This is a genomic window from Enterobacter sp. ECC-249 (assembly GCF_043965265.1).
GTDB classification, from domain to species: domain Bacteria; phylum Pseudomonadota; class Gammaproteobacteria; order Enterobacterales; family Enterobacteriaceae; genus Enterobacter; species Enterobacter quasiroggenkampii.
This window is the reverse complement of sequence record NZ_CP143660.1, coordinates 184410-206240: the sequence shown is the minus strand read 5'-3', so window position 1 is coordinate 206240 and position 21831 is coordinate 184410. Positions and strand designations below refer to the sequence as shown.

21 protein-coding genes are annotated in these 21831 nt (G+C 56.9%); 15 read left to right on the top strand and 6 right to left on the bottom strand.

Translation table 11 applies throughout. The features are described 5' to 3' along the window. Nucleotide 1: 1 nt before the first annotated feature. The 10 genes from V1587_RS01125 to trpS all read left to right on the top strand — a co-directional run bounded on the left by V1587_RS01125 (nucleotide 2) and on the right by trpS (nucleotide 8714). Nucleotides 2-457, top strand: coding sequence for a HofO (locus tag V1587_RS01125; RefSeq protein ID WP_371899019.1), 456 nt, complete (start codon nucleotides 2-4; stop codon nucleotides 455-457). Continuing rightward, nucleotides 447-851, top strand: coding sequence for a HofP DNA utilization family protein (locus tag V1587_RS01120; RefSeq protein WP_395314488.1), 405 nt, complete (start codon nucleotides 447-449; stop codon nucleotides 849-851). Before V1587_RS01125 ends, V1587_RS01120 begins: the two co-directional genes overlap by 11 nt. Beyond that, entirely contained in the window at nucleotides 763-2001 is a 1239-nt protein-coding gene (gene hofQ, locus V1587_RS01115) for a DNA uptake porin HofQ (RefSeq protein ID WP_395314487.1), read from the top strand. The genes V1587_RS01120 and hofQ overlap by 89 nt, the downstream gene beginning before the upstream one ends. Before the next feature lie 286 nt (nucleotides 2002-2287). Further along, on the top strand, nucleotides 2288-2809 hold the full coding sequence (gene aroK / locus V1587_RS01110) for a shikimate kinase AroK (protein WP_003861630.1): 522 nt from the start codon (nucleotides 2288-2290) through the stop codon (nucleotides 2807-2809). Nucleotides 2810-2866: 57 nt separating this feature from the next. Then, nucleotides 2867-3955: a 3-dehydroquinate synthase gene (gene aroB, locus V1587_RS01105; RefSeq protein WP_024907920.1), complete on the top strand. Its 1089-nt coding sequence runs from the start codon at nucleotides 2867-2869 to the stop codon at nucleotides 3953-3955. A 92-nt stretch (nucleotides 3956-4047) separates the two neighbouring features. After that, entirely contained in the window at nucleotides 4048-5364 is a 1317-nt protein-coding gene (gene damX / locus V1587_RS01100) for a cell division protein DamX (protein ID WP_371899022.1), read from the top strand. Nucleotides 5365-5431: 67 nt separating this feature from the next. After that, on the top strand, nucleotides 5432-6244 hold the full coding sequence (dam, locus tag V1587_RS01095) for an adenine-specific DNA-methyltransferase (protein ID WP_371899023.1): 813 nt from the start codon (nucleotides 5432-5434) through the stop codon (nucleotides 6242-6244). Nucleotides 6245-6285: 41 nt separating this feature from the next. Further along, nucleotides 6286-6963, top strand: a complete 678-nt coding sequence (gene rpe, locus V1587_RS01090; protein WP_024907923.1) for a ribulose-phosphate 3-epimerase — start codon at nucleotides 6286-6288, stop codon at nucleotides 6961-6963. Continuing rightward, complete coding sequence (gph, locus tag V1587_RS01085; RefSeq protein ID WP_371899024.1) at nucleotides 6956-7717, top strand: phosphoglycolate phosphatase; 762 nt, start codon at nucleotides 6956-6958, stop codon at nucleotides 7715-7717. Before rpe ends, gph begins: the two co-directional genes overlap by 8 nt. After that, the gene (trpS, locus tag V1587_RS01080) at nucleotides 7710-8714 is read left to right on the top strand and encodes a tryptophan--tRNA ligase (protein ID WP_333902441.1); all 1005 of its coding nucleotides are present in this window, start codon (nucleotides 7710-7712) and stop codon (nucleotides 8712-8714) included. Before gph ends, trpS begins: the two co-directional genes overlap by 8 nt. A 145-nt stretch (nucleotides 8715-8859) precedes the next feature. Here trpS and V1587_RS01075 read toward each other — a convergent pair whose 3' ends face one another. The 4 genes from V1587_RS01075 to nirB all read right to left on the bottom strand — a co-directional run bounded on the left by V1587_RS01075 (nucleotide 8860) and on the right by nirB (nucleotide 13523). Further along, complete coding sequence (locus V1587_RS01075; protein WP_008503029.1) at nucleotides 8860-9030, bottom strand: YhfL family protein; 171 nt, start codon at nucleotides 9028-9030, stop codon at nucleotides 8860-8862. Nucleotides 9031-9173: 143 nt separating this feature from the next. Next, complete coding sequence (gene cysG, locus V1587_RS01070; RefSeq protein ID WP_371899025.1) at nucleotides 9174-10547, bottom strand: siroheme synthase CysG; 1374 nt, start codon at nucleotides 10545-10547, stop codon at nucleotides 9174-9176. 109 nt (nucleotides 10548-10656) lie between these two features. Further along, complete coding sequence (gene nirD, locus V1587_RS01065; RefSeq protein ID WP_202772468.1) at nucleotides 10657-10983, bottom strand: nitrite reductase small subunit NirD; 327 nt, start codon at nucleotides 10981-10983, stop codon at nucleotides 10657-10659. Continuing rightward, nucleotides 10980-13523, bottom strand: a complete 2544-nt coding sequence (gene nirB, locus V1587_RS01060) for a nitrite reductase large subunit NirB (RefSeq protein WP_371899026.1) — start codon at nucleotides 13521-13523, stop codon at nucleotides 10980-10982. Before nirB ends, nirD begins: the two co-directional genes overlap by 4 nt. A 239-nt stretch (nucleotides 13524-13762) precedes the next feature. Between nirB and V1587_RS01055 the strand changes: the two genes are divergently transcribed. Continuing rightward, nucleotides 13763-15064, top strand: a complete 1302-nt coding sequence (locus tag V1587_RS01055) for a cytosine deaminase (RefSeq protein ID WP_371899027.1) — start codon at nucleotides 13763-13765, stop codon at nucleotides 15062-15064. An 18-nt stretch (nucleotides 15065-15082) separates the two neighbouring features. Here V1587_RS01055 and tsgA read toward each other — a convergent pair whose 3' ends face one another. Continuing rightward, nucleotides 15083-16267 carry an MFS transporter TsgA gene (gene tsgA, locus V1587_RS01050; RefSeq protein ID WP_021242206.1) on the bottom strand — a complete coding sequence of 395 codons (1185 nt, stop codon included), beginning with the start codon at nucleotides 16265-16267 and terminating at the stop codon, nucleotides 15083-15085. A gap of 278 nt (nucleotides 16268-16545) precedes the next feature. Between tsgA and ppiA the strand changes: the two genes are divergently transcribed. From ppiA to V1587_RS01030, 4 genes are all read left to right on the top strand, one after another. Beyond that, entirely contained in the window at nucleotides 16546-17118 is a 573-nt protein-coding gene (gene ppiA / locus V1587_RS01045) for a peptidylprolyl isomerase A (protein WP_014885514.1), read from the top strand. Nucleotides 17119-17224: 106 nt separating this feature from the next. Next, nucleotides 17225-17809 carry a putative adenosine monophosphate-protein transferase Fic gene (locus tag V1587_RS01040; protein WP_048989692.1) on the top strand — a complete coding sequence of 195 codons (585 nt, stop codon included), beginning with the start codon at nucleotides 17225-17227 and terminating at the stop codon, nucleotides 17807-17809. Between the two features lie 30 nt (nucleotides 17810-17839). Beyond that, nucleotides 17840-18403: an aminodeoxychorismate synthase component 2 gene (gene pabA, locus V1587_RS01035; protein WP_371899028.1), complete on the top strand. Its 564-nt coding sequence runs from the start codon at nucleotides 17840-17842 to the stop codon at nucleotides 18401-18403. Nucleotides 18404-18489: 86 nt separating this feature from the next. Next, entirely contained in the window at nucleotides 18490-19710 is a 1221-nt protein-coding gene (locus V1587_RS01030; protein ID WP_023294715.1) for an aspartate aminotransferase family protein, read from the top strand. On the opposite strand, the gene V1587_RS01025 is transcribed toward V1587_RS01030, so the two are convergent. After that, nucleotides 19707-21794, bottom strand: coding sequence for a YccS/YhfK family putative transporter (locus V1587_RS01025; RefSeq protein ID WP_371899050.1), 2088 nt, complete (start codon nucleotides 21792-21794; stop codon nucleotides 19707-19709). The two genes, V1587_RS01030 and V1587_RS01025, sit on opposite strands and share 4 nt — an antisense overlap. Between the last annotated feature and the right edge of the window lie 37 nt (nucleotides 21795-21831).

The window sequence follows — 21831 nt, the reverse complement described above, 5'->3', positions numbered from 1 at the left end:
CATGGATACCCTGTTAGAACGCTGGTGCGAATGCCGCCCCTGGTATCGGGTGCTCTTCTGGTGTCTGGTGAGCCTCCTGGCAGGACTGGCCGCCTGGGGCACCTTGCTCAGACCGGTAGACAGGCAGTGTGCTGAACGACAACGCCAGCTGATTCAGAACGTAAGGACGAACGCGGCGTTATGGCCTGACGTCAGAAAGGTGCCGTTTCTTACGAAAACAGCGGAAGTACGGGCGCTGACGCCGTTTTCTCCGCTCGATTTTCAGGGCGATAACACGACGCTGGTTCACTGGAAGCCGCTGCAGAGCGGCGGGGAACTGATGCTGGAGGTGGAGTGGCAGGCGCTTCCGGCGCTTTTTTCCCGGCTGGCGCAGCGGGATGTGCAGATCGCCGCTTTCGCGATTGCCCCACACGGTAAGGCGTTGCGCCTGCGGCTGGAGCTTGAACATGCGAAATAGCGCGCGATATTTGCTGGTTTGCTCTGTGCTGCTATTGACCGGCATGCGCGATCCGTTTCGCCCGCCGGACGATCCCTGCGCCATTGGCGAGCTGGTGCAGTGGCGATATCGCGGCATGGTGGGAGAACAGCAGGCTATCGGCATTTTACAGGATGGGCAAAAGCGCTGGTACCGGCTGAAAACGCATGAGCGCTTCCCTGCGGGCTGGACGATAACAGCCATCAATGAAACAGAGCTGGTTGTAGATGTGGGTGACACATGTGAACCAGGAAAATGGACGTGGCAACGAGAAGGAACGAATAAGAATGAATTTATGGATAATGCTGTGGCTGCTGGCGTTCAGCCATCCGCTGTGGGCCGCCGCGCCAAAACCGGTCACGCTGGTGGTGGATGATGTGCCTGTAGTCCAGATACTGCAGAGCCTGGTCGAACAGGAGAACCGAAATCTGGTGATATCGCCTGATGTCGGCGGCACGCTTTCGCTCAACCTGACGCGCGTCCCCTGGCGACAGGCGTTACAGACGGTTGTCACCAGCGCTGGCCTCGTTTTGCGAGAGGAGGGTGGAATTTTTTATGTGCATACCGCGGCCTGGCAGCGTGAACAGCAGGAACGCGCAGAACAGGAGCGGATGCGCCGACAGCTTGATGCGCCGCTGGTGTCTCACAGTATCCCTTTTTCCTATGCCGATGCCGAAGAGCTGCAAAAAGCGGCGGAAAAACTCCTGAGCCCAAAGGGAAGTTTGTCTCTCGACAAACGCACCAACCGGCTGCTGATTCGGGATAACCAGGCGGTGGTGGAAACGCTGCAGCGCTGGGCCGCTCAGATGGATATTCCCATCGAGCAGGTCGAGCTGGCGGCGCATATTGTGACCATTAACGAAAAAAGCCTACGTGAGCTGGGAGTGAAGTGGAATCTCGCCGACGCTACCGACGCGGGCAAAGTTGGACAGCTCACGACGCTGGGCAGCGATCTTTCCGTCGCCAGCGCCACCACCCACGTGGGTTTTAATATCGGGAGGATCAATGGTCGGCTGCTGGATCTGGAGCTCTCAGCGCTGGAGCAAAAACAGCAGGTCGATATCATCGCCAGCCCGCGGCTGCTGGCCTCGCACGGGCAGCCGGCCAGCATCAAGCAGGGCAGCGAAATTCCGTATCAGGTCTCAAGCGGTGAAAGCGGCGCAACCTCCGTTGAGTTTAAGGAGGCGGTATTAGGGATGGAGGTCACGCCGATGGTCTTGCCGGGAGGGCGCGTGCGCCTGAAATTGCACATCAGCGAAAATATGCCGGGACAGGTTCTGCAGCAGGCTGACGGCGAAACGCTGGCGATCGACAAACAGGAGATAGAAACTCAGGTGGAGGTAAAAAGTGGAGAAACGCTGGCGTTGGGCGGAATTTTTTCGCAGAAGAACAAAACCGGCAGTGACAGCGTGCCGGGGCTGGGAAAAATCCCCTGGCTTGGGCAGCTTTTTCGCCACGATGGTAAGGATAATGAACGGCGCGAGTTAGTGGTGTTTATTACACCACGTCTGGTCGGTATTCGCTGACGGGTAACGATCCCCGCAATGATTTTGCATTCAGTTTGTTGCAGATGTTTGACGTGGGGCATGAATTAGCATACAAGGAGTACCGATTTGAGTTGGACTTACGTCTTATTACCTTATGCGCCCGACGCGGTGATTTAATCAGTTGCCAAACAAGCCGGAGTATTGAGATAATTTTTAGTCTGACTCTCGCTCTATTGCATATGAGGTTTCAGTTCATGTCCTGCTACGCCGGGTGTCTGCGAAGCGGGGATTACCATTAACGAATAGTCTTAGTAGTACCGATAAAATGGCAGAGAAACGCAATATCTTTCTGGTTGGGCCTATGGGTGCCGGCAAAAGCACTATTGGGCGTCAGTTAGCTCAACAACTCAATATGGAATTTTACGATTCTGATCAAGAGATTGAGAAACGAACCGGAGCTGATGTGGGCTGGGTTTTCGACGTAGAAGGCGAAGAAGGTTTCCGTGACCGAGAAGAAAAAGTGATCAACGAACTCACGGAAAAACAGGGCATCGTTCTGGCAACAGGCGGCGGTTCTGTGAAATCTCGCGAAACCCGCAACCGTCTCTCCGCCCGTGGCGTAGTGGTCTATCTTGAGACGACCATCGAGAAACAGCTGGCACGTACGCAGCGCGATAAAAAGCGCCCGCTGCTGCAGGTTGAAACGCCACCACGCGAAGTTCTGGAAGCGTTGGCCGATGAACGCAATCCGCTGTATGAAGAGATTGCTGATGTGACCATTCGTACTGACGACCAGAGCGCTAAAGTGGTTGCAAACCAGATTATTCATATGCTGGAAAGCAACTGATTCTGGCTTTATATACACTCGCCTGCGGGTAAAAGCATTAAAGGTGGATGTCGCGTCATGGAGAGGATTACAGTTACTCTCGGGGAACGTAGTTACCCTATCACCATCGCGGCTGGTTTGTTTAACGACCCAGCTTCCTTTTTACCACTGAAAGCGGGTGATCAGGCGATGCTGGTCACCAATGAGACGCTGGCTCCGCTTTATCTCGACCGCGTACGCCACCTGCTTGAGCAGGCGGGCGTAAAAGTCGACAGTGTGATTCTCCCCGATGGCGAGCAGTATAAAAGCCTGACGGTACTGGATACCGTCTTTACCGCATTGCTGCAAAAACCGCATGGTCGCGATACAACACTGCTTGCCCTGGGCGGCGGTGTTGTGGGCGATCTGACCGGCTTTGCGGCCGCAAGCTATCAACGTGGCGTCCGTTTTATTCAAATCCCAACCACGTTGCTGTCCCAGGTCGACTCCTCTGTGGGTGGCAAAACGGCAGTCAACCATCCGCTCGGCAAAAACATGATTGGCGCGTTCTATCAGCCCGCATCGGTGGTGGTGGATCTCGACTGTCTGAAAACCCTGCCGAAGCGCGAACTGGCTTCTGGTCTGGCGGAAGTGATCAAATACGGCATTATTCTGGATGGCGAGTTCTTTAGCTGGCTTGAAGAGAATATGGATGCGTTGCTGGGCCTGGATGAGGCGAAACTGGCATACTGCATTCGTCGTTGCTGTGAGCTGAAAGCAGAAGTTGTTGCCGCAGACGAGCGTGAAACGGGCTTACGTGCTTTACTGAATCTTGGGCATACGTTTGGCCACGCGATTGAAGCCGAAATGGGCTACGGCAACTGGCTGCACGGTGAAGCCGTCGCGGCCGGAATGGTCATGGCAGCCCGCACCTCTGAACGTCTCGGACAGTTCAAACCGGAAGAGACGGCACGTATCATTGCGCTGCTCGAACGTGCAGGTTTGCCGGTGACGGGGCCGCAGGAGATGTCGGCGCAAGCGTATTTACCCCACATGATGCGCGATAAAAAAGTATTGGCAGGTGAGATGCGTCTTGTACTCCCGCTTGCAATAGGGAAGAGTGAAGTGCGCGGCGGAGTGCCGCACGATGTCGTTCTTGGCGCTATCGCTGATTGTCAGCAGGCGTAACAACTAGAAAGGTCAGGCCACTGTCGCAGGTGGTCGTTTAGCTTCAGGTGAAATGCAAAGTCGTTGGCATAAGCCTTTGAGTGGGGTGTTAAATGGATGAATTCAAACCAGAAGACGAGCTGAAACCCGATCCCAGCGATCGTCGTACTGGTCGTTCTCGTCAATCTTCAGAACGTGATAACGAGCCGCAGATCAACTTTGACGATGTTGATCTGGATGCAGACGATCGTCGTCCTTCGCGCAGCCGCAACGTGCACGAAGAGCGAGCAGAAGAGGATTATGAGTCCGAAGAAGATTCAATGGACGAACAGCCTGTAGAGCGTCGCCCGCGTAAACGTAAAAAAGCCGCTGCGCCAAAACCGGCTTCCCGCCAGTATATTATGATGGGCCTTGGCGTTCTGGTGCTCGTGCTGCTGATTGTCGGCATTGGCTCCGCGCTTAAAGCACCGTCAACGAACACAACCGAGCAAACTGCTTCCGCTGAGAAGAGCATCAACCTTTCCGGTAACGATGCCTCCAATCAGGCGAATGGCGCACAGCCTGCGCCGGGTGCCACTTCTGCTGAGCAGACCGCAGGTAACACCACAGCGCCGCAGGATGTTTCTCTGCCGCCCGTTTCTTCAACCCCTGCTCAGGGTCAGGCACCTGCTACGCCTGAAGGCCAGCAGCGCGTAGAAGTTCAGGGAGATCTGAACAATGCGCTGACGCAGCCGCAGAACCAGCAGCAGGTTGATAACGTCGTGGTTAACTCTACGCTGCCAACTGAGCCGGCAACCGTTGCCCCGATTCGCGGTGGTAACGCTCAACCACAAGCGGCTGCAACGGAAACCAAACCTCGCCAGACGCAAACTGCGACGCGTCCTGAACGCAAGCAGGCGGTGATTGAGCCTAAGCGTGAAACCAAACCTCAGGCAGTTGTAAAAGCGCCTGAAGTGAAAGCCGTACCGGCACAGCCGAAACACACCGAAACGGCTGCGGTGAGCGAGACTGCGAAAGCGCCAGTCACGCAGACTGCGCCGAAAGCAACGGCGACTACAACGGCACCGGCTGCCACAGCTGCGCCTGCAGCAACGGCTCCAGCAGCCACGGCAACAGCCTCCAGCAGTGCCGCAGGCAAAACGGCAGGTAACGTTGGCTCGCTGAAGTCTGCGCCATCCAGCAACTACACGCTGCAGCTGAGCAGTTCGTCTAACTATGACAACCTCAACAGCTGGGCGAAGAAGTCAAATCTGAAAAACTACGTTGTTTATCAGACGACCCGTAACGGTCAGCCGTGGTATGTGCTGGTGAGTGGTGTTTATTCGTCCAAAGATGAAGCAAAACGTGCCGTTGCGGCGCTGCCAGCTGACGTTCAGGCGAAGAACCCTTGGGCGAAGCCGATTCATCAGGTTCAGGCCGATCTGAAGTAATGTTTAAAGCGCAGGATGCTGTCGGAGCTTTCTCCACAGCCGGAGAAGGTGTAATCAGTTAGTCAGCATGAAAAAAAATCGCGCTTTTCTGAAATGGGCAGGGGGGAAATACCCCCTGCTCGATGATATTAAAAAGCACCTGCCGAAAGGCGAGTGCCTTATCGAACCTTTCGTGGGTGCGGGATCGGTGTTCCTCAACACCGATTTTTCTCGTTATATCCTGGCGGATATCAACAGCGACCTTATCAGCCTCTATAACATTGTTAAGCTGCGTACCGATGAGTATGTCGCCGAGGCGCGCAAACTGTTTACGCCGGAGAATAATCATCCGGACGTTTACTACCAGTTCCGCACTGAGTTTAATCAGAGTCAGGATCCGTTCCGCAGAGCGCTGCTGTTCCTCTATCTCAACCGTCATGGTTACAACGGCCTGTGCCGCTATAACCTGCGTGGGGAATTTAACGTGCCGTTTGGTCGCTATAAACGCCCGTATTTTCCGCAGGACGAGCTGTATCACTTTGCCGAAAAAGCGCAGAACGCAGAGTTTCATTGCCTCTCCTATGAAGAGTGTATGGAACTGGCAGGCGTAAACTCGGTGGTTTACTGTGACCCGCCTTACGCACCATTATCTGCTACGGCGAATTTCACCGCTTATCACACCAATAGCTTCAGCCCGGCCGAACAGGCGCGTCTGGCGGAGATGGCGGAAAAGCTGGTCAGCAAAAGAATTCCGGTGTTAATTTCGAATCACGACACGCCTGATACGCGCGAATGGTACAAAGCCGCGAAGCATTTTCAGGTTAAGGTGCGGCGTAGCATTAGCAGCAACGGCGGCACACGTAAAAAGGTGGACGAACTTCTGGCTCTTTATCGCCCCTGAGCCGTTTTGCCCGCCGGTAAACACATTTCAAGGAGAAGCGGATGAAACAGTTTTTGATTGCTCCCTCAATTCTGTCGGCCGATTTTGCCCGTCTGGGTGAAGACACCGCCAAAGCTCTCGCGGCTGGTGCAGATGTTGTCCATTTCGACGTTATGGACAACCACTACGTCCCTAACCTGACCATTGGCCCAATGGTGCTCAAGGCATTACGTAACTATGGCATTACCGCCCCGATCGACGTTCACCTGATGGTGAAGCCTGTTGATCGCATCGTGCCTGACTTCGCCGCAGCGGGTGCCAGCATCATAACTTTCCATCCGGAAGCTTCTGAGCACGTGGACCGCACGCTGCAGCTGATCAAAGAGAACGGCTGTAAGGCGGGCCTGGTGTTTAACCCGGCCACGCCGCTGAGCTATCTCGACTATGTCATGGACAAGCTGGACGTGATTCTGCTGATGTCCGTTAACCCGGGCTTTGGCGGTCAGTCGTTTATCCCCCACACGCTGGATAAGCTGCGTGAAGTGCGCCGTCGTATTGATGAGTCAGGCTACGACATTCGTCTGGAAGTGGACGGCGGTGTGAAAGTGAATAACATTGGTGAAATTGCGGCAGCCGGCGCGGATATGTTCGTTGCAGGTTCGGCAATTTTCGACCAACCGGATTACAAAAAAGTCATTGATGAAATGCGCCGTGAGCTGGCGAAGGTAAGTCATGGATAAATTGCAGGCAATTCGAGGTATCGCATTTGACCTCGACGGCACGCTGGTCGACAGCGCGCCGGGCTTAACGAGCGCCGTAGACCAGGCGCTGTACGCGCTTGAACTCCCCGTTGCGGGTGAAGAGCGTGTCGTCACGTGGATTGGCAACGGCGCCGATGTTCTGATGGAGCGCGCGTTGACGTGGGCGCGTCAGGAACGTGCGTCACAGCGTTCCGCCCAGGGGAAACCGAGCGTCGATCACGCGGATATCCCGCAGGAAGAGCAGCTGCGCATTCTGCGCAAGCTGTTCGATCGTTTCTATGAAGAGACCGTCGAGGAGGGCAGCTTCCTGTTCCCGGACGTTCAGGAAACGCTGAGTGCGCTGCACGCAAAGGGCATCCCGCTGGGTCTGGTGACCAACAAACCCACGCCGTTTGTCGCACCGCTGCTCGACGCGCTCGATATCGCGAAGTATTTCTCCGTGATTGTGGGCGGCGACGATGTGCAAAACAAAAAGCCCCATCCGGAACCGCTGCTGCTGGTGGCAGGAAAATTATCCTTAACGCCTGCGGAGCTGCTCTTTGTCGGCGATTCCCGCAATGATATTCTGGCTGCCCGCGCGGCCGGGTGTCCTTCCGTGGGGTTAACCTATGGCTACAACTACGGTGAAGCCATCACGCTGAGTGAGCCGGACGTCGTTTTCGACCACTTTAAAGATTTGTTGCCCGCACTCGGGCTTTCGCACAGTGAACATCAGGAATTGAATCATGACTAAGCCCATCGTTTTTAGTGGCGCACAGCCTTCAGGTGAATTGACCATTGGTAACTACATGGGTGCGTTACGTCAGTGGGTCAGCATGCAGGATGACTATCATTGCATTTACTGCATCGTCGATCTCCATGCGATTACCGCGCGTCAGGATCCTGAGAAGCTGCGTAAAGCCACGCTGGACACCCTGGCGCTGTATCTGGCCTGCGGTATTGATCCAGAGAAGAGCACCATCTTCGTTCAGTCTCACGTGCCGGAGCACGCGCAGCTGGGCTGGGCGCTGAACTGCTACACCTATTTCGGCGAGCTGAGCCGCATGACCCAGTTCAAGGATAAATCCGCGCGCTACTCTGAAAACATCAACGCCGGTCTGTTTGACTATCCGGTGCTGATGGCGGCGGATATCCTGCTGTATCAAACCAATCAGGTACCGGTAGGTGAAGATCAGAAGCAGCACCTGGAGCTGAGCCGCGATATCGCCCAGCGCTTTAACGCCATCTACGGCGATGTGTTTAAAGTGCCTGAGCCGTTCATTCCGAAGTCCGGCGCGCGCGTGATGTCGCTGCTGGAGCCGACCAAGAAGATGTCCAAGTCTGACGATAACCGCAACAACGTTATCGGCCTGCTGGAAGATCCAAAATCGGTGGTGAAAAAACTCAAGCGCGCGGTGACCGATTCCGACGAGCCGCCTGTTGTGCGCTACGACGTACAGAACAAAGCGGGCGTCTCCAACCTGCTGGATATCCTCTCCGGCGTCACCGGCCAGAGCATCCCTGAGCTGGAAAAACACTTCGAAGGCAAGATGTACGGCCACCTGAAAGGCGAAGTGGCAGATGCCGTTTCCGGCATGCTGACCGAGCTGCAGGAGCGCTATAACCGCTACCGTAACGACGAAGCCTTCCTGCAGAAAGTGATGAAAGAGGGCGCGGAAAAAGCCAGCGCGCGCGCCTCCGAAACCCTGAAGGCGGTGTACGAAGCGATTGGGTTTGTGGCGAAGCCTTGAGTCTGCTTGCCGGGTGGCGCTAACGCTTACCCGTCCTACGGGATCGTGTAGGTCGGGTAAGGCGGAGCCGCCACCCGACAAAAAAAAACGCTCTACGCCAACAAAAAAACCGGGACATCCCGGTTTTTTTACGCCTGTAAAACGCTTACTGCTGTGCCGCCGGGCCGCAACCACCGATGATCTTCGAAATGGAGATCGCCGGGTGCAGCAGGTAATCGTAGCTGCAATTATTTTTGGTGTTCTGTACGTGACCGGTGCAGGCCGTCAGAGTCGATAACAGGCCAACCAGAACGGCGGCCTTTGCCAGTTTGAACATACGCATTCCTTGTCTTTAAAACGAAAATTGGATGTAACTCAAGGGAATAAAGGGAAAAGTTCCACTTCGGGGCGGTATGTTATCGGTGGCCGTAAAAGGGGAGTAGTCCGCTTAAGGACTACTCCAGGAAGGGAGAATATGCGTTAGTGGCTGGAGAACCAGTTCAGTTTGTCGCGTAGTTCAACCACGCGGCCCACCACGATCAGCGCCGGGCTTTCGACCTGCTGCGCCAGCTCGCCTAACTGCGTCAGCACGCCATCCACCACGCGCTGCGTAATGGCGGTGCCGTTTTCGACCAGCGCGACGGGCATATCCGCATTCATACCGTGCTCCAGCAGCTTCGTCTGGATTGTGGCGGCCTGATTGAGTCCCATGTAGAACACAAGCGTCTGCTTTTCGGCGGCCAGGTTATGCCAGTCCAGCTCGCTGCCGGTCTTCAGGTGACCCGTCACCAGACGCACGCTCTGAGCGTAGTCGCGGTGGGTCAGCGGAATGCCAGAGTACGCTGAGCAGCCGGAGGCCGCCGTAATGCCGGGCACGACAGAGAACGGTATGCCTGCGTCACACAGGGTTTCCAGCTCCTCGCCGCCCCGACCGAAGATAAACGGATCGCCACCCTTAAGGCGCACCACGCGCTTACCTTTCTGCGCCTCGCGCAGCAGGATCTGATTAATCTCCTCCTGCGGCACGCAGTGGTAGCCCGCCCGTTTGCCCACGAAGACGCGGTCGGCGTCGCGACGGACCAGATTCATGATGTCATCGGACACCAGACGGTCGTACACCACGATATCCGCCTGCTGGATCTGCTGTAGCCCTTTCAGCGTCAGTAAGCCCGCATCGCCGGGACCTGCGCCCACCAGCACCACTTCGCCGCGATGGTCCAGCGGTTCGCTTAGCAGCCGTTCGGTCGTCTCTTCAACGGCTTTAGTGTCTTGATTCGCCAGCGACTGCGCCAGCCTGTCGTTCACAAAGAATTTTTCCCAGAAGCGACGGCGCTCGCCCACGGTCGCGAAGGTTTGCTTCACGCGTGAACGCAGCTGCCCGGCATAATGCGCAATTTGACCAAGATGCTGGGGCAACAGGGCTTCCAGCTTTTCCCGCAGCAGACGCGCGAGAACCGGCGAACGTCCCCCGGACGACACCGCAATCATCAGCGGCGAGCGGTCGATAATCGACGGCATGATAAAGCTGGCCTCTTTCGGCGCATCGACCACGTTGCAGAAGATACGGCGCGCTTCGCAGGCATCGCTCACGCGCTGGTTCACTTCATCGTCATCCGTCGCGGCAATGGTCAGCCAGCAGGTATCCAGCAGGGATTCATTAAACGCACCCTGTTCCAGCGTGAGCATCCCTTCCTGGGCCCAAACCTCAAACTGGGGGGCGAAGGAAAGGGCATTAACGGTCAGGCGGGCGCCAGCCTCTAACAGCAGGCGCGCTTTACGCTCGGCCACGTCGCCGCCGCCCACAAGCAGGCAGTCGCGGTTGCGTAATTGACAAAAAATCGGCAGGTGATCCACGACGTTACCTCGCAGCATGCATGGAGGGGGTAAGAATTGACGTCAGGATAACAGCAGGTATCGTACGGAACATACGATTTTCCTGCTGTTATCCCTAAAGGGGCAGAGGTTAGCCTTTCAGCTGCACCTTGCCGTCCTTCACGCGAACGTCGTAGTGCTTCACAGAGCGGCTCTCATCTTCCATGCAATACCCGTCGCTTAAGCGGAAACGCTGCTTTTTCAACGGACTGGCAACCCACAGTTCCCCCTGATGTTCGGCAATCAGTCCACGGGAGAGCACGCTGGCCTCGAAGAACGGGTCGATATTGCTGATGGCAAAAACCTGTTCATCGTGGCGAGGGCGGAAAATCGCAACCTGCTCGCTGCCCAGCAGCGCGCACACGCCGGTGGCGGGGATAATGTCGTTAATATCGCAAATGTTTATCCACTGGCTCATGCGTTTTCCTCCACCAGCGTGACCGGAATACGTTCATACGGCGTCGCCGGACGATGCTGTTCACGCTCCGGCACAACCTGTACGTTCGGGTCGCGCTGGGTGCTGTTGATAAAGTGTTTGAAGCGCGTCTGCACCGCCGGGGTATTGACGGTTTCCGTCCATTCGCAGATCACCGCCTCGCGAAGGCGCGCCATCTCAGCTTCCAGATGTTCGTTCAGGCCCAGCTTGTCGTCGATGATGACCGATTTCAGGTAGTCGATGCCGCCTTCCAGATTGTCGAGCCAGGAGGCGGTACGGGTCAGCTTATCGGCGGTACGGATGTAGAACATCATGAAGCGGTCGAGATACTGAATCAGCGTGTCGCGATCGAGATCCGCCGCCAGCAGGTCCGCATGGCGCGGTTTCATCCCGCCGTTGCCGCAGACGTACAGGTTCCAGCCTTTCTCGGTGGCGATGATCCCCACGTCTTTACCCTGCGCTTCCGCACATTCGCGGGTACAGCCGGAGACGCCGAACTTCATTTTGTGTGGGGTGCGGATGCCTTTGTAGCGGTTTTCCAGCTCCACGCCGAAGCCCACGCTATCGCCCACGCCGTAGCGGCACCAGGTGCTACCCACGCAGGTTTTCGCCATGCGCAGCGCTTTGGCGTACGCGTGGCCGGTTTCGAAGCCCGCTTCAATCAGCTGACGCCAGATTTCCGGCAGATCGTCCTTCTGCGCGCCGAACAGGCCGATACGCTGGGAGCCGGTAATTTTGGTGTAAAGGTTAAATTCACGGGCGATACGGCCCACGGCCACCAGCCCTTCCGGCGTGATTTCGCCGCCGGCGGAACGTGGAATCACGGAGTAGGTGCCGTCTTTCTGGATGTTCGCCAGGAAGTTGTCGTTGGTGTCCTGCAGCGGCGTATGCTCGGGCTTGAGTACGTACTCGTTCCAGCAGGAGGCCAGCAGGGAGCCGACGGTCGGCTTACATACTTCACAGCCGTAGCCCTGGCCGTGCTTCGCCAGCAGTTCGTCGAAGGATTTAATGCCTTCCACGCGGATCAGGTGGTACAGCTCCTGGCGAGAATACGCGAAGTGCTCGCACAGGTTGTTGTTCACTTCGATGCCCTGTTTCGCCAGTTCGGCGTTCAGCACCTGCGTCACCAGCGGAATACAGCCGCCGCAGCCGGTACCGGCTTTGGTTTCCGCTTTCAGCGCCGCCACGGTGTGACAGCCTTTGTTGATGGCGGAGATCAGCATGCCCTTGGTGACGTCGAAGCAGGAGCAAATCTGCGCGCTGTCCGGCAGTTTATCTACGCCGATAGACGGCTTGCCGCTGGAGGCGTGCGCCGGGAGGATCAGCGCGTCCGGGTTCTCCGGCAGCTCGATGGCGTTCAGCACCAGCTGGAGCAGGTTGCCGAAGTCGCTGGTGTCCCCCACCAGTACCGCACCGAGCAGGGTTTTGTTGTCCTGGCTGACGATGAGCCGTTTGTAGACTTCTTTGCTTTCGTCGAGATAGACATAGCTGCGGGAGTTCGGGGTGCGGCCATGCGCATCGCCAATACCGCCCACGTCCACGCCCAGCAGCTTCAGCTTGGCGCTCATGTCTGCGCCGGTGAAGGCGTTTTCGCTGCCGAGGATATGATCTACGGCGACCTGCGCCATTTTGTAGCCCGGCGCCACCAGACCGTACACGCGATTGTTCCAGCTGGCACACTCGCCGATAGCGTAGATATCCGGATCGGAGGTCTGGCAGGTGTCGTTAATCATGATCCCGCCGCGCTGCGCCACGGCCAGACCGCACTGCGTCGCCAGCTTGTCGCGCGGACGAATACCGGTGGAGAAGACGATGAAGTCCACTTCCAGCTCGCTGCCGTCGGCAAAGCGCATGGTTTTGCGTGCTTCAGTCCCTTCCTGCACGATCTCTTTGGTATTCTTGCTGGTGTGAACCTTCACGCCCATGCTTTCGATTTTACGACGCAGCTGGTCACCGCCCATGTGATCCAGCTGTTCGGCCATCAGCATCGGGGCAAATTCGATGACGTGGGTTTCAACGCCGAGGTTTTTCAGCGCGCCAGCCGCTTCCAGACCCAGCAGGCCGCCGCCGACAACCGCGCCGCGTTTGCTTCGACGCGCACAGGATTCGATGGCGTTGAGATCTTCAATGGTACGGTAAACGAAGCAATCCTGCGTTTCCGAGCCTTTAATCGGCGGGATCCACGGGTACGAGCCCGTCGCCATGATCAGCTTGTCGTAAAAAACCGTACGCCCGGCGCTGGAGTGGATCACTTTTTCCTGACGGTTGATGGTGATAGCGCGTTCGCCCACCAGTACTTTTACGCCATGCTTCTCGTAGAAACCTTCGCGCACCAGAGAGAGCTCTTCGGCGGTATGATGGGAGAAGTAGGAAGACAGGTGCACACGGTCGTACGCCTTGCGGGGTTCTTCACAGAACACGGTAATATCGAACTGCTCAGCATCGGCCTTATCGAGAAGATCCTCGATAAAGCGGTGGCCGACCATGCCGTTACCGATGATAGCGAGTCTGACTTTGCTCATTATTGCCTCGATTTCTTTTCTATTATTGCCTACCTTAACGATTCAGCAGGGGCGCTTATTGATGCAAATCAAATACGTCTTCGCCTACTCCTTAGGTGGTATATGACTGATTTGTCAGGATTTTTATAAGTGGCGGAAATCGCAGGCTTTTCGTGTTCGTTGAATTTGTGTACAACTCAGGGGCGGTTTTGCCAAAATCGATACGCCTGAATATCAGCGGCGTTTTTTAGGGGAAGGGTATGTCTACAACACCGTTATGGCTTGTTCAGAATGTTCGTTTACCGGGTCGGGAAGGGCTGTGGCAGCTCGCCATTGAGAACGGGCGATTTGGTGACATCACCCCGATGGACGACACCCACGCCGAAAGTTATGAAGTATTGAACGCGCGCGGCGGGCTGGCTATTCCCCCGTTCATCGAGCCGCATATTCACCTCGATACCACCCAGACGGCGGGTGAGCCAAACTGGAATCAGTCCGGCACGCTGTTCGAGGGCATCGAGCGCTGGGCGGAGCGCAAGGCGTTGCTCAGTCATGAGGATGTGAAAGCGCGCGCCTGGAAAACGCTGAAGTGGCAAATTGCCAACGGCATCCAGTTTGTTCGCACCCATGTGGATGTCTCCGACCCGACGCTTACCGCCCTGAAGGCGATGCTGGAGGTGAAGCAGGAGGTGGCGCCGTGGGTAACGCTGCAAATCGTCGCGTTCCCGCAGGAAGGTATTCTCTCTTACCCGAACGGCGCGGCGCTGCTGGAAGAGGCGTTAAAGCTGGGGGCCGACGTGGTGGGGGCGATCCCGCACTTCGAATTTACCCGGGAATATGGCGTGCAGTCGCTGCACATCGCTTTCGAGCTGGCGAAGAAGTATGACCGTCCGCTGGATATTCACTGCGACGAAATCGACGACGAACAGTCGCGGTTTGTCGAGACGGTGGCCGCGCTGGCGTATGAGGCCGGTATTGGGCCGCGCGTGACGGCCAGCCACACCACCGCCATGCACTCCTACAACGGCGCTTACACCTCGCGGCTTTTCCGTCTGCTGAAAATGTCGGGGATTAACTTCGTCGCTAACCCGTTGGTCAATATCCACCTGCAGGGGCGCTTTGATGACTATCCGAAGCGTCGCGGTATCACCCGGGTGAAAGAGCTGCAGGAAGCGGGCATTAACGTCTGCTTTGGTCACGACGACGTCTTCGACCCGTGGTACCCGCTCGGCACCGGCAATATGCTACAGGTGCTGCATATGGGGCTGCACGTCTGTCAGATGATGGGCTATCCGCAAATCGACAGCGGCCTGAACCTGATCACCCACAACAGCGCCCGAACCTTCGGCCTGAGCGATTACGGTATTGCAACGGGAAACCCGGCGAACCTGATTATTCTGCCTGCGGAGAGCGGGTTTGAAGCGGTGCGCTGCCAGGTGCCGGTGCGCTGGTCGATTCGTCAGGGACGGATTATCGCCACCACGCAGCTGGCGCAAACCTGGATCCAGATGGATACCGGAGGAGAAGAGGTGAGTTTCGCCAGAAACAGCCCCTCTGCGTAAAGCAAAGGGGCGCAGGGTTTAGTGCGATGCCGCTGCCGCGTTGTGCTGGCGGTGGCGGGTCACGAAGCCAAGGATGAAGCACATGATGAACACCACGGCATACAGACCGTTCGCGGTGTGCAGCGCGGCCAGCGGGCCGCTGTGGGCAACGATCGGGCCCGTCACCACGAAGGTCAGCATGGTGCCGATGGTGCCGCAGGTCAGAACGAAGTTAACCAGCTTCGGCGAGGCCACTTTGGTCTGCAGGGAGCCCAGGGTGATGATCGAGGTATAAATGGCGCTGGAGAAGAAGCCCAGGGTCAGAATGAACCACGGCATATGTTCCGGGGAGCCGTTGATGAACAGATACATCAGCACGGTCGCCAGACCTGCCAGCACGGTCAGAATGCGCTGCAGGTCGAAGAAGCGCAGGATGAAGCTAAACGCCCACATGCCGAACATATAAGACATCCAGAAATCGCTCACCAGTTTGCCTGCGTCGTTCAGGCTCATGCCCAGACCTTTGGCGTATTCCGGTACCCAGGAGATAAAGCCCAGCTGGCCCAGGATGTAGCACAGGGCGGCGATGGAGAGGAACAGCACGCCGATACCCCATTTCTCTTTCGCCACAGGCTCTGCCGTGGTTTGCGCTTTCTTGCCCAGTACCGGGAACTCGCAGCCGAAGGTCAGAATAAAGATCGCCACGTAGACCAGCCCAATGCAGGCATAGACCCAGTACCACTCAATGCTGCGCGCCAGCAGAACGGCCGCGACCATCGGGAAGATCATTCCGGCCATGCTGAAGAAGGAGTCGGTAAACAGCAGGCGCGCGCCGCGCTGGCGGCCTTCATACATATGGGTAATCAGGAACGTACCAATCGACATGGTGATCCCGCTGACCAGGCCGAGCACGAACATGGCGGCAGAGAACAGGGCGATGCTGTGGCTCAGCATCAGCCCCGCCACGGCGGCGACCATCAGCACAAAGCCAAAACGCAGCTGGGTTTTCAGCGGCACGATTTCCATCAGCCAGGCATTCAGGAAGATAGAGATCAGGATCCCCGCGTTGAGGAAGGTAAAGGTGTTACTCATGCTGGAAACGGGCAGCTGGAAGTAGTCTGCGATATTCCCCATCACCATCCCGGTGACGATCACCAACGCGCCGGTCAGGGCGTAGGAGAAGAAGCTGATCCATGTGAGCTTGATGCGATTGCTGTTAGTCATGTCTGGCCTGTTCAGAAAAAGAAAAGCGCCCAGGGGGCGCTGAGAGCGGGCAGATTTTAGACATTAAAGTGATCTATTCATATCTTTTAAGAGAAATTAGAAGTTCATTGCATGTTTTTGTGTGATCTTGATCACACAAAAAGGCGCTAAAGCCAACCGTTTGCGTGGTTACAACTGTTTCAATTTCGTAAAATTAGGTAAAAGGCTGGTCTCCGTTCATACTGCTCTTTAGAATCAAGCCATTCGCTTTTTATACTGCGCTTTGTTAAGGAATTCTCATGCTCAAATCAACACTGGCGGCTGTCGCAGCTGTGTTTGCTCTTTCTGCCGTTTCCCCTGCTGCGCTGGCAGCCAAAGGGGACCCTCACGTTCTGCTGACCACCTCCGCCGGGAATATTGAGCTGGAACTGAATAGCCAGAAAGCCCCGGTTTCTGTGAAAAACTTCCTCGACTACGTGAACAGTGGTTTCTATAACAACACCACCTTCCACCGCGTGATCCCGGGCTTCATGATTCAGGGCGGCGGCTTCAACGAGCAGATGCAGCAGAAACAGCCGAACCCGCCGATCAAAAACGAAGCTGACAACGGCCTGCTGAACAAGCGCGGCACGATCTCCATGGCGCGTACTGCAGACAAAGACAGCGCGACCAGCCAGTTCTTCCTCAACGTGGCGGATAACGCCTTCCTCGACCACGGCCAGCGTGACTTCGGCTATGCGGTCTTCGGTAAAATCGTGAAAGGGATGGACGTGGCCGACAAGATTTCTCAGGTGCCTACTCACGACGTCGGTCCGTATCAGAATGTGCCGTCAAAACCTGTCGTGATCCTCTCCGCAAAAGTTCTGCCGTAATTCTTCTGAACGCGGGCTTCTCATGCCCGCGTTATGTCGCCCTCCCTGCGAAAGCGCGTTTTGCTGCTTATACTTGTGGCAAACGGACTATTCAGGGAGGCGTTAAGTGAAAAAACTCACCGACAAGCAAAAATCCCGTCTCTGGGAGCAGCAGCGTAGCGTCAACTTTCAGGCCAGTTGTCTCCTTGAGAAAGGTAATGGTCCATCGGATCCCGACATTGAGACCCTGGAGCTTGGGCCTTCCGCGCCCGGGTTACCCCATCTGTGCCTTATTCACCGCCATCTCTACCGCAGAGAGATGAAGCGGGCAGGCGAGTTCCGTACCGACGATATATTCAAGGGTGATATTCCCTTCTGCCATTTCGAATACATCGAAAAGATGGGTAATGAGCTGATGGCGGCGCTGGAAAGCGAAAAGTATCTCGTGGGTCTTGAGAAAGCGGCATTTGTTGACCGGGTTAGCCACTATTACTGCGAAATCAACATGCTGCACCCTTTTATGCGCGGCAACGGTATTGCCCAGCGCGTGTTCTTCGAGCAGCTGGCGCTCCATGCGGGCTACGCGCTGGACTGGCGCGATATCGATCCCGAACAGTGGGTGGCGGCAAACCGCAGCGGCGCAACGGGTGATTTAACCGCGCTAAACGCTATCTTTGCCAAAGTAGTGAGCGAAGCGCGGGAATCTGAGTAGAATAGGGCGGCATTTTTTTCGGGAGCCGCCATGATTCTGCTGATTGATAACTACGATTCCTTCACCTGGAACCTTTACCAGTATTTTTGCGAACTGGGTGCAGAGGTGGTTGTTCGTCGCAACGACGAGATCGAGCTCGCCGATATCGAGACGCTGGCTCCGCAGAAAATCGTGATTTCACCCGGCCCCTGCACCCCGTCGGAGTCGGGTATTTCGCTGGAGGTTATCCGGCACTATGCCGGCAGGCTGCCGATCCTGGGCGTCTGCCTGGGTCATCAGGCGATTGCCCAGGCGTTTGGTGCCACCATCGTGCGGGCCGCCAAAGTGATGCACGGTAAAACCTCGCCGGTCACTCACGCGGGCACCGGGGTGTTCACGGGGCTCAATAATCCGTTAACCGTGACGCGCTACCACTCGCTGGTGATTGACCCGCCGACGCTGCCCGGCTGCTTTGAGGTGACTGCCTGGAGCGATACGCAGGAGATCATGGGAATTCGTCACCGCGAATGGGATCTCGAAGGCGTGCAGTTCCATCCGGAAAGCATCCTCAGCGAGCAGGGGCACGCGCTGCTGGCAAATTTCCTCCATCGCTGAATATCTGTTGCCTTGTTGTGATTTTTTATGCATATTTTGTGATTATATTTTCACAATCAATGTGACATAAAATGGATGGGCATGACATGGCAACTGAACAACCAGCAATTACCCGCGCGACATTTGATGAAGTGATCCTGCCGATTTATGCACCGGCTGAGTTTATCCCGGTGAAGGGGAAAGGCAGCCGCGTCTGGGATCAGCAGGGTAAAGAGTATGTGGATTTCGCGGGCGGTATTGCGGTCACGGCGCTGGGTCATTGCCATCCCGCGCTTGTGGAGGCGCTGAAAACCCAGGGTGAAACCCTGTGGCACACCAGCAACGTGTTCACCAACGAACCGGCGCTGCGCCTGGGCCGCAAGATCATTGATGCGACTTTTGCCGAGCGCGTGCTGTTTATGAACTCCGGCACCGAAGCCAACGAAACCGCCTTTAAGCTGGCGCGCTACTACGCGACAACGCGCCACAGCCCGTACAAAACCAAAATCATCGCCTTCCACAACGCCTTCCACGGACGCTCCTTCTTTACCGTCTCCGTTGGCGGCCAGCCGAAGTATTCCGACGGGTTTGGCCCGAAACCGGCCGACATCGTCCACGTGCCGTTTAACGATCTGCACGCGGTGAAAGCGGTGATGGACGACCACACCTGCGCAGTTGTTGTCGAGCCGATTCAGGGTGAAGGCGGCGTGACCGCGGCAACCCCGGAATTCCTGAAAGGGCTGCGCGCGCTGTGCGACGAACATCAGGCGCTGCTGGTATTTGATGAAGTGCAGTGCGGAATGGGGCGTACCGGGGATCTATTTGCTTACATGCACTACGGCGTGACGCCGGATATTCTGACCAGCGCGAAAGCGCTCGGCGGGGGATTCCCGGTGAGTGCGGTCCTGACGACGCAGGAGATCGCCTCCGCGTTCCACGTCGGCTCTCACGGCTCAACCTACGGCGGTAACCCGCTGGCGAGCGCCGTGGCGGGTGCCGCGTTCGACATCATCAACACGCCAGAGGTGTTGAACGGCGTTAGCGCGAAGCGCGAGCTGTTTGTGAAACACCTGAAACAGATTGATGAGCAGTACGACGTGTTCAGCGAGATCCGCGGGATGGGACTGCTGATTGGCGCTGAACTGAAGCCGCAGTACAAGGGCCGCGCGCGTGATTTCCTGCACGCCGCTGCTCGCGAAGGGGTGATGGTGCTCAACGCCGGGCCGGACGTGATGCGCTTTGCGCCGTCGCTGGTGGTGGAAGACAAAGACATTGAAGACGGGTTAACCCGGTTTGCCGCCGCGGTCGCGAAGATCGTAAAAGGTTAATACGCCGTCCGCTTCAACCTGCGGGTTAGCCAAATCCCGTGATGCGGACGCTGACGCCATGCCACCGACGAAATGGTGTGCATGGTGTTCAGATGTCCCAGAACGCGCTGCAAATGCTGCTCCAGGGTGCTCATTGGCCCGTGGGTTAACGTTTCCGGCGCTTCCAGAATGTTCGAATCTCCCGACTCACCCGGCGAGTCATATTCCAGACGCTGCTGACACCTCTGCAACGCAATTTCACACGACTGCAGGTAGCGCTGCGCCAGATCCGGCGTCAGCATCGTGTGCTCGCGCGCCAGCGTGGTCATGGCGTTAATATGCTCGACGATAAACTGGCTGTGCGTCACCCATAGCTTCATGTCTGCCAGATAGTGCGAGTTAAAGCCCGGCTCCTGCATCGCCTGGTTGAGCGAGTTAAACAGGGCGTTGTGCGCCTGGTTAACCTTCATGCGCTGATAAGCCAGCGGGGAAGGCTGCGGGTCATTGCTCAGGATCAGGCGAATAGCCTGCTGGTCGGCTTCGAGCGCGTCGTGGGCGTTCTGCCTCAGCAGCCCGCTCTGCCACTGCGGCCACAGCCAGACCATGCCGCCAAAGGCAATCAGGCAGCCGATCAGGGTATCAATCAGCCTGGCGATAATAAACTGTTCGCCATTGAGCGTGAGCAGCTGCAGGGTATATACCGCCGTCACCGTAAAGCCCACCATCGCCCAGCCGTAGTTTTTGCGGATAATCAGGTAGCTCACCAGCGTAATCGCCAGCATCCCTGCCAGGGTATAGCCTTCCGGCACGTGGAAGTGCAGCGTCACGCCCGCGATGATCAGCCCGGCCATCGTTCCGCCAGCTCGATGCAGAATACGCACCCGCGTGGCGCCGTAGCCGTTCTGGGTGACAAACAGCACGGTCATTAAGATCCAGTACGGTTTCGGCAGATGCAGCGCCATGCCCATCAGGCTGGCGGTACTGAGCATCACGCTAATCCTTGCTGCGTTGCGCAGGGCGGACGATTTAAGAGAAAGATAGCTTTTGAGCGCGGGCAATAACGGCAGCCGTTTTTGCTTATCCGCCATCAGGTCGCGCGGATAAAGCGGGCGCTGGGTGCGCAGCACGCGGGCGATGCGGCTGAAGTGCCAGGCGGCAAACTGTCCGACCGGGTTATCCGGGTGCTGACGAGCGATTTTCTCCAGTGCGCCGAGCTGTTTGTCCATGTTAAAGCGCGTGGGGTAGCGGTGATAGAGAATATCATCGGCCAGCACCCGCAGGCGTGCGGAGACGGTCTGCGCGTTCCAGCGGATCACCGCTTCGGCGTGGCTGCGCTCGACCAGCTTTTGCACCTCTTGCGGGTGGTGCAGGCTCACGGAGATATGCTCCTGCAGATCCAGCCCGACCTGAAAGGTGCGCAGCAGCCGTTTGTACTCGTGGTTCTTGTTGGCGGCGAGCATATGCAGTTGCTGATAGCATTGGCTTATCAGATCCACCACCTTCTGCTGGCGCGTCAGCAGGGGCGGTAAGGATTTTTCCGGATCGGTATGCTGGGTCAGCAGGGTGTATTTGGCTTCGCAGTAATCCGCAAGCTGCACGTAGAGCAGGCTCAGGGATTCACGCAGCGGCTGCTCCCGCCACAGCCAGAACCAGAACCAGTTGAACAGGCCGTACCATAATGTCCCTAGGGCGTAGATCAGCAGCGGCTCCCACACCGGCATATTCCCGGCGAGGCTTAGCGTGAAGATGGCCGCAATCAGCGACGCGGGAAGCAGGCGAGCGTGCAGCGAACTGATTTCCGCCGTGACGCCGAGCGTCATTGCCAGCACGGTCAGAATCAGCGGCAGCGGGATATCACGAGCCAGTAAAAGCTGTACGGCGAGGCTACAGCCCGCAAACAGGCAGCCACCGATAATCAGGCGTTTGAAAAAGCGCTTATGCGGCGTGTCCAGACCGGCGATGTTGCAGCAGGCAGGCACGAGGGAAAACAGCAGACCTTGCTGAAGATGTCCGAGGATCAGGCCTATGGCCACGGGAAGACACAACACCAGCGTTTGTCGCAGTGCGTAGTTAACTTCCGGGTGATAGATCAGCCTGCGCCACATGGGGAGTAGAGACAAAAACGGCGTGACACCTTGCGAT

What these genes read in the sequence shown, in the direction of transcription:
- V1587_RS01125 (WP_371899019.1), top strand. Translation starts at nt 2, where the DNA reads ATGGATACCCTGTTAGAACGCTGGTGCGAATGCCGCCCCTGGTATCGG.
- V1587_RS01120 (WP_395314488.1), top strand. Translation starts at nt 447, where the DNA reads ATGCGAAATAGCGCGCGATATTTGCTGGTTTGCTCTGTGCTGCTATTG.
- hofQ (WP_395314487.1), top strand. Translation starts at nt 763, where the DNA reads ATGAATTTATGGATAATGCTGTGGCTGCTGGCGTTCAGCCATCCGCTG.
- aroK (WP_003861630.1), top strand. Translation starts at nt 2,288, where the DNA reads ATGGCAGAGAAACGCAATATCTTTCTGGTTGGGCCTATGGGTGCCGGC.
- aroB (WP_024907920.1), top strand. Translation starts at nt 2,867, where the DNA reads ATGGAGAGGATTACAGTTACTCTCGGGGAACGTAGTTACCCTATCACC.
- damX (WP_371899022.1), top strand. Translation starts at nt 4,048, where the DNA reads ATGGATGAATTCAAACCAGAAGACGAGCTGAAACCCGATCCCAGCGAT.
- dam (WP_371899023.1), top strand. Translation starts at nt 5,432, where the DNA reads ATGAAAAAAAATCGCGCTTTTCTGAAATGGGCAGGGGGGAAATACCCC.
- rpe (WP_024907923.1), top strand. Translation starts at nt 6,286, where the DNA reads ATGAAACAGTTTTTGATTGCTCCCTCAATTCTGTCGGCCGATTTTGCC.
- gph (WP_371899024.1), top strand. Translation starts at nt 6,956, where the DNA reads ATGGATAAATTGCAGGCAATTCGAGGTATCGCATTTGACCTCGACGGC.
- trpS (WP_333902441.1), top strand. Translation starts at nt 7,710, where the DNA reads ATGACTAAGCCCATCGTTTTTAGTGGCGCACAGCCTTCAGGTGAATTG.
- V1587_RS01075 (WP_008503029.1), bottom strand. Translation starts at nt 9,030, where the DNA reads ATGTTCAAACTGGCAAAGGCCGCCGTTCTGGTTGGCCTGTTATCGACT.
- nirD (WP_202772468.1), bottom strand. Translation starts at nt 10,983, where the DNA reads ATGAGCCAGTGGATAAACATTTGCGATATTAACGACATTATCCCCGCC.
- nirB (WP_371899026.1), bottom strand. Translation starts at nt 13,523, where the DNA reads ATGAGCAAAGTCAGACTCGCTATCATCGGTAACGGCATGGTCGGCCAC.
- V1587_RS01055 (WP_371899027.1), top strand. Translation starts at nt 13,763, where the DNA reads ATGTCTACAACACCGTTATGGCTTGTTCAGAATGTTCGTTTACCGGGT.
- tsgA (WP_021242206.1), bottom strand. Translation starts at nt 16,267, where the DNA reads ATGACTAACAGCAATCGCATCAAGCTCACATGGATCAGCTTCTTCTCC.
- ppiA (WP_014885514.1), top strand. Translation starts at nt 16,546, where the DNA reads ATGCTCAAATCAACACTGGCGGCTGTCGCAGCTGTGTTTGCTCTTTCT.
- pabA (WP_371899028.1), top strand. Translation starts at nt 17,840, where the DNA reads ATGATTCTGCTGATTGATAACTACGATTCCTTCACCTGGAACCTTTAC.
- V1587_RS01030 (WP_023294715.1), top strand. Translation starts at nt 18,490, where the DNA reads ATGGCAACTGAACAACCAGCAATTACCCGCGCGACATTTGATGAAGTG.
- V1587_RS01025 (WP_371899050.1), bottom strand. Translation starts at nt 21,794, where the DNA reads ATGTGGCGCAGGCTGATCTATCACCCGGAAGTTAACTACGCACTGCGA.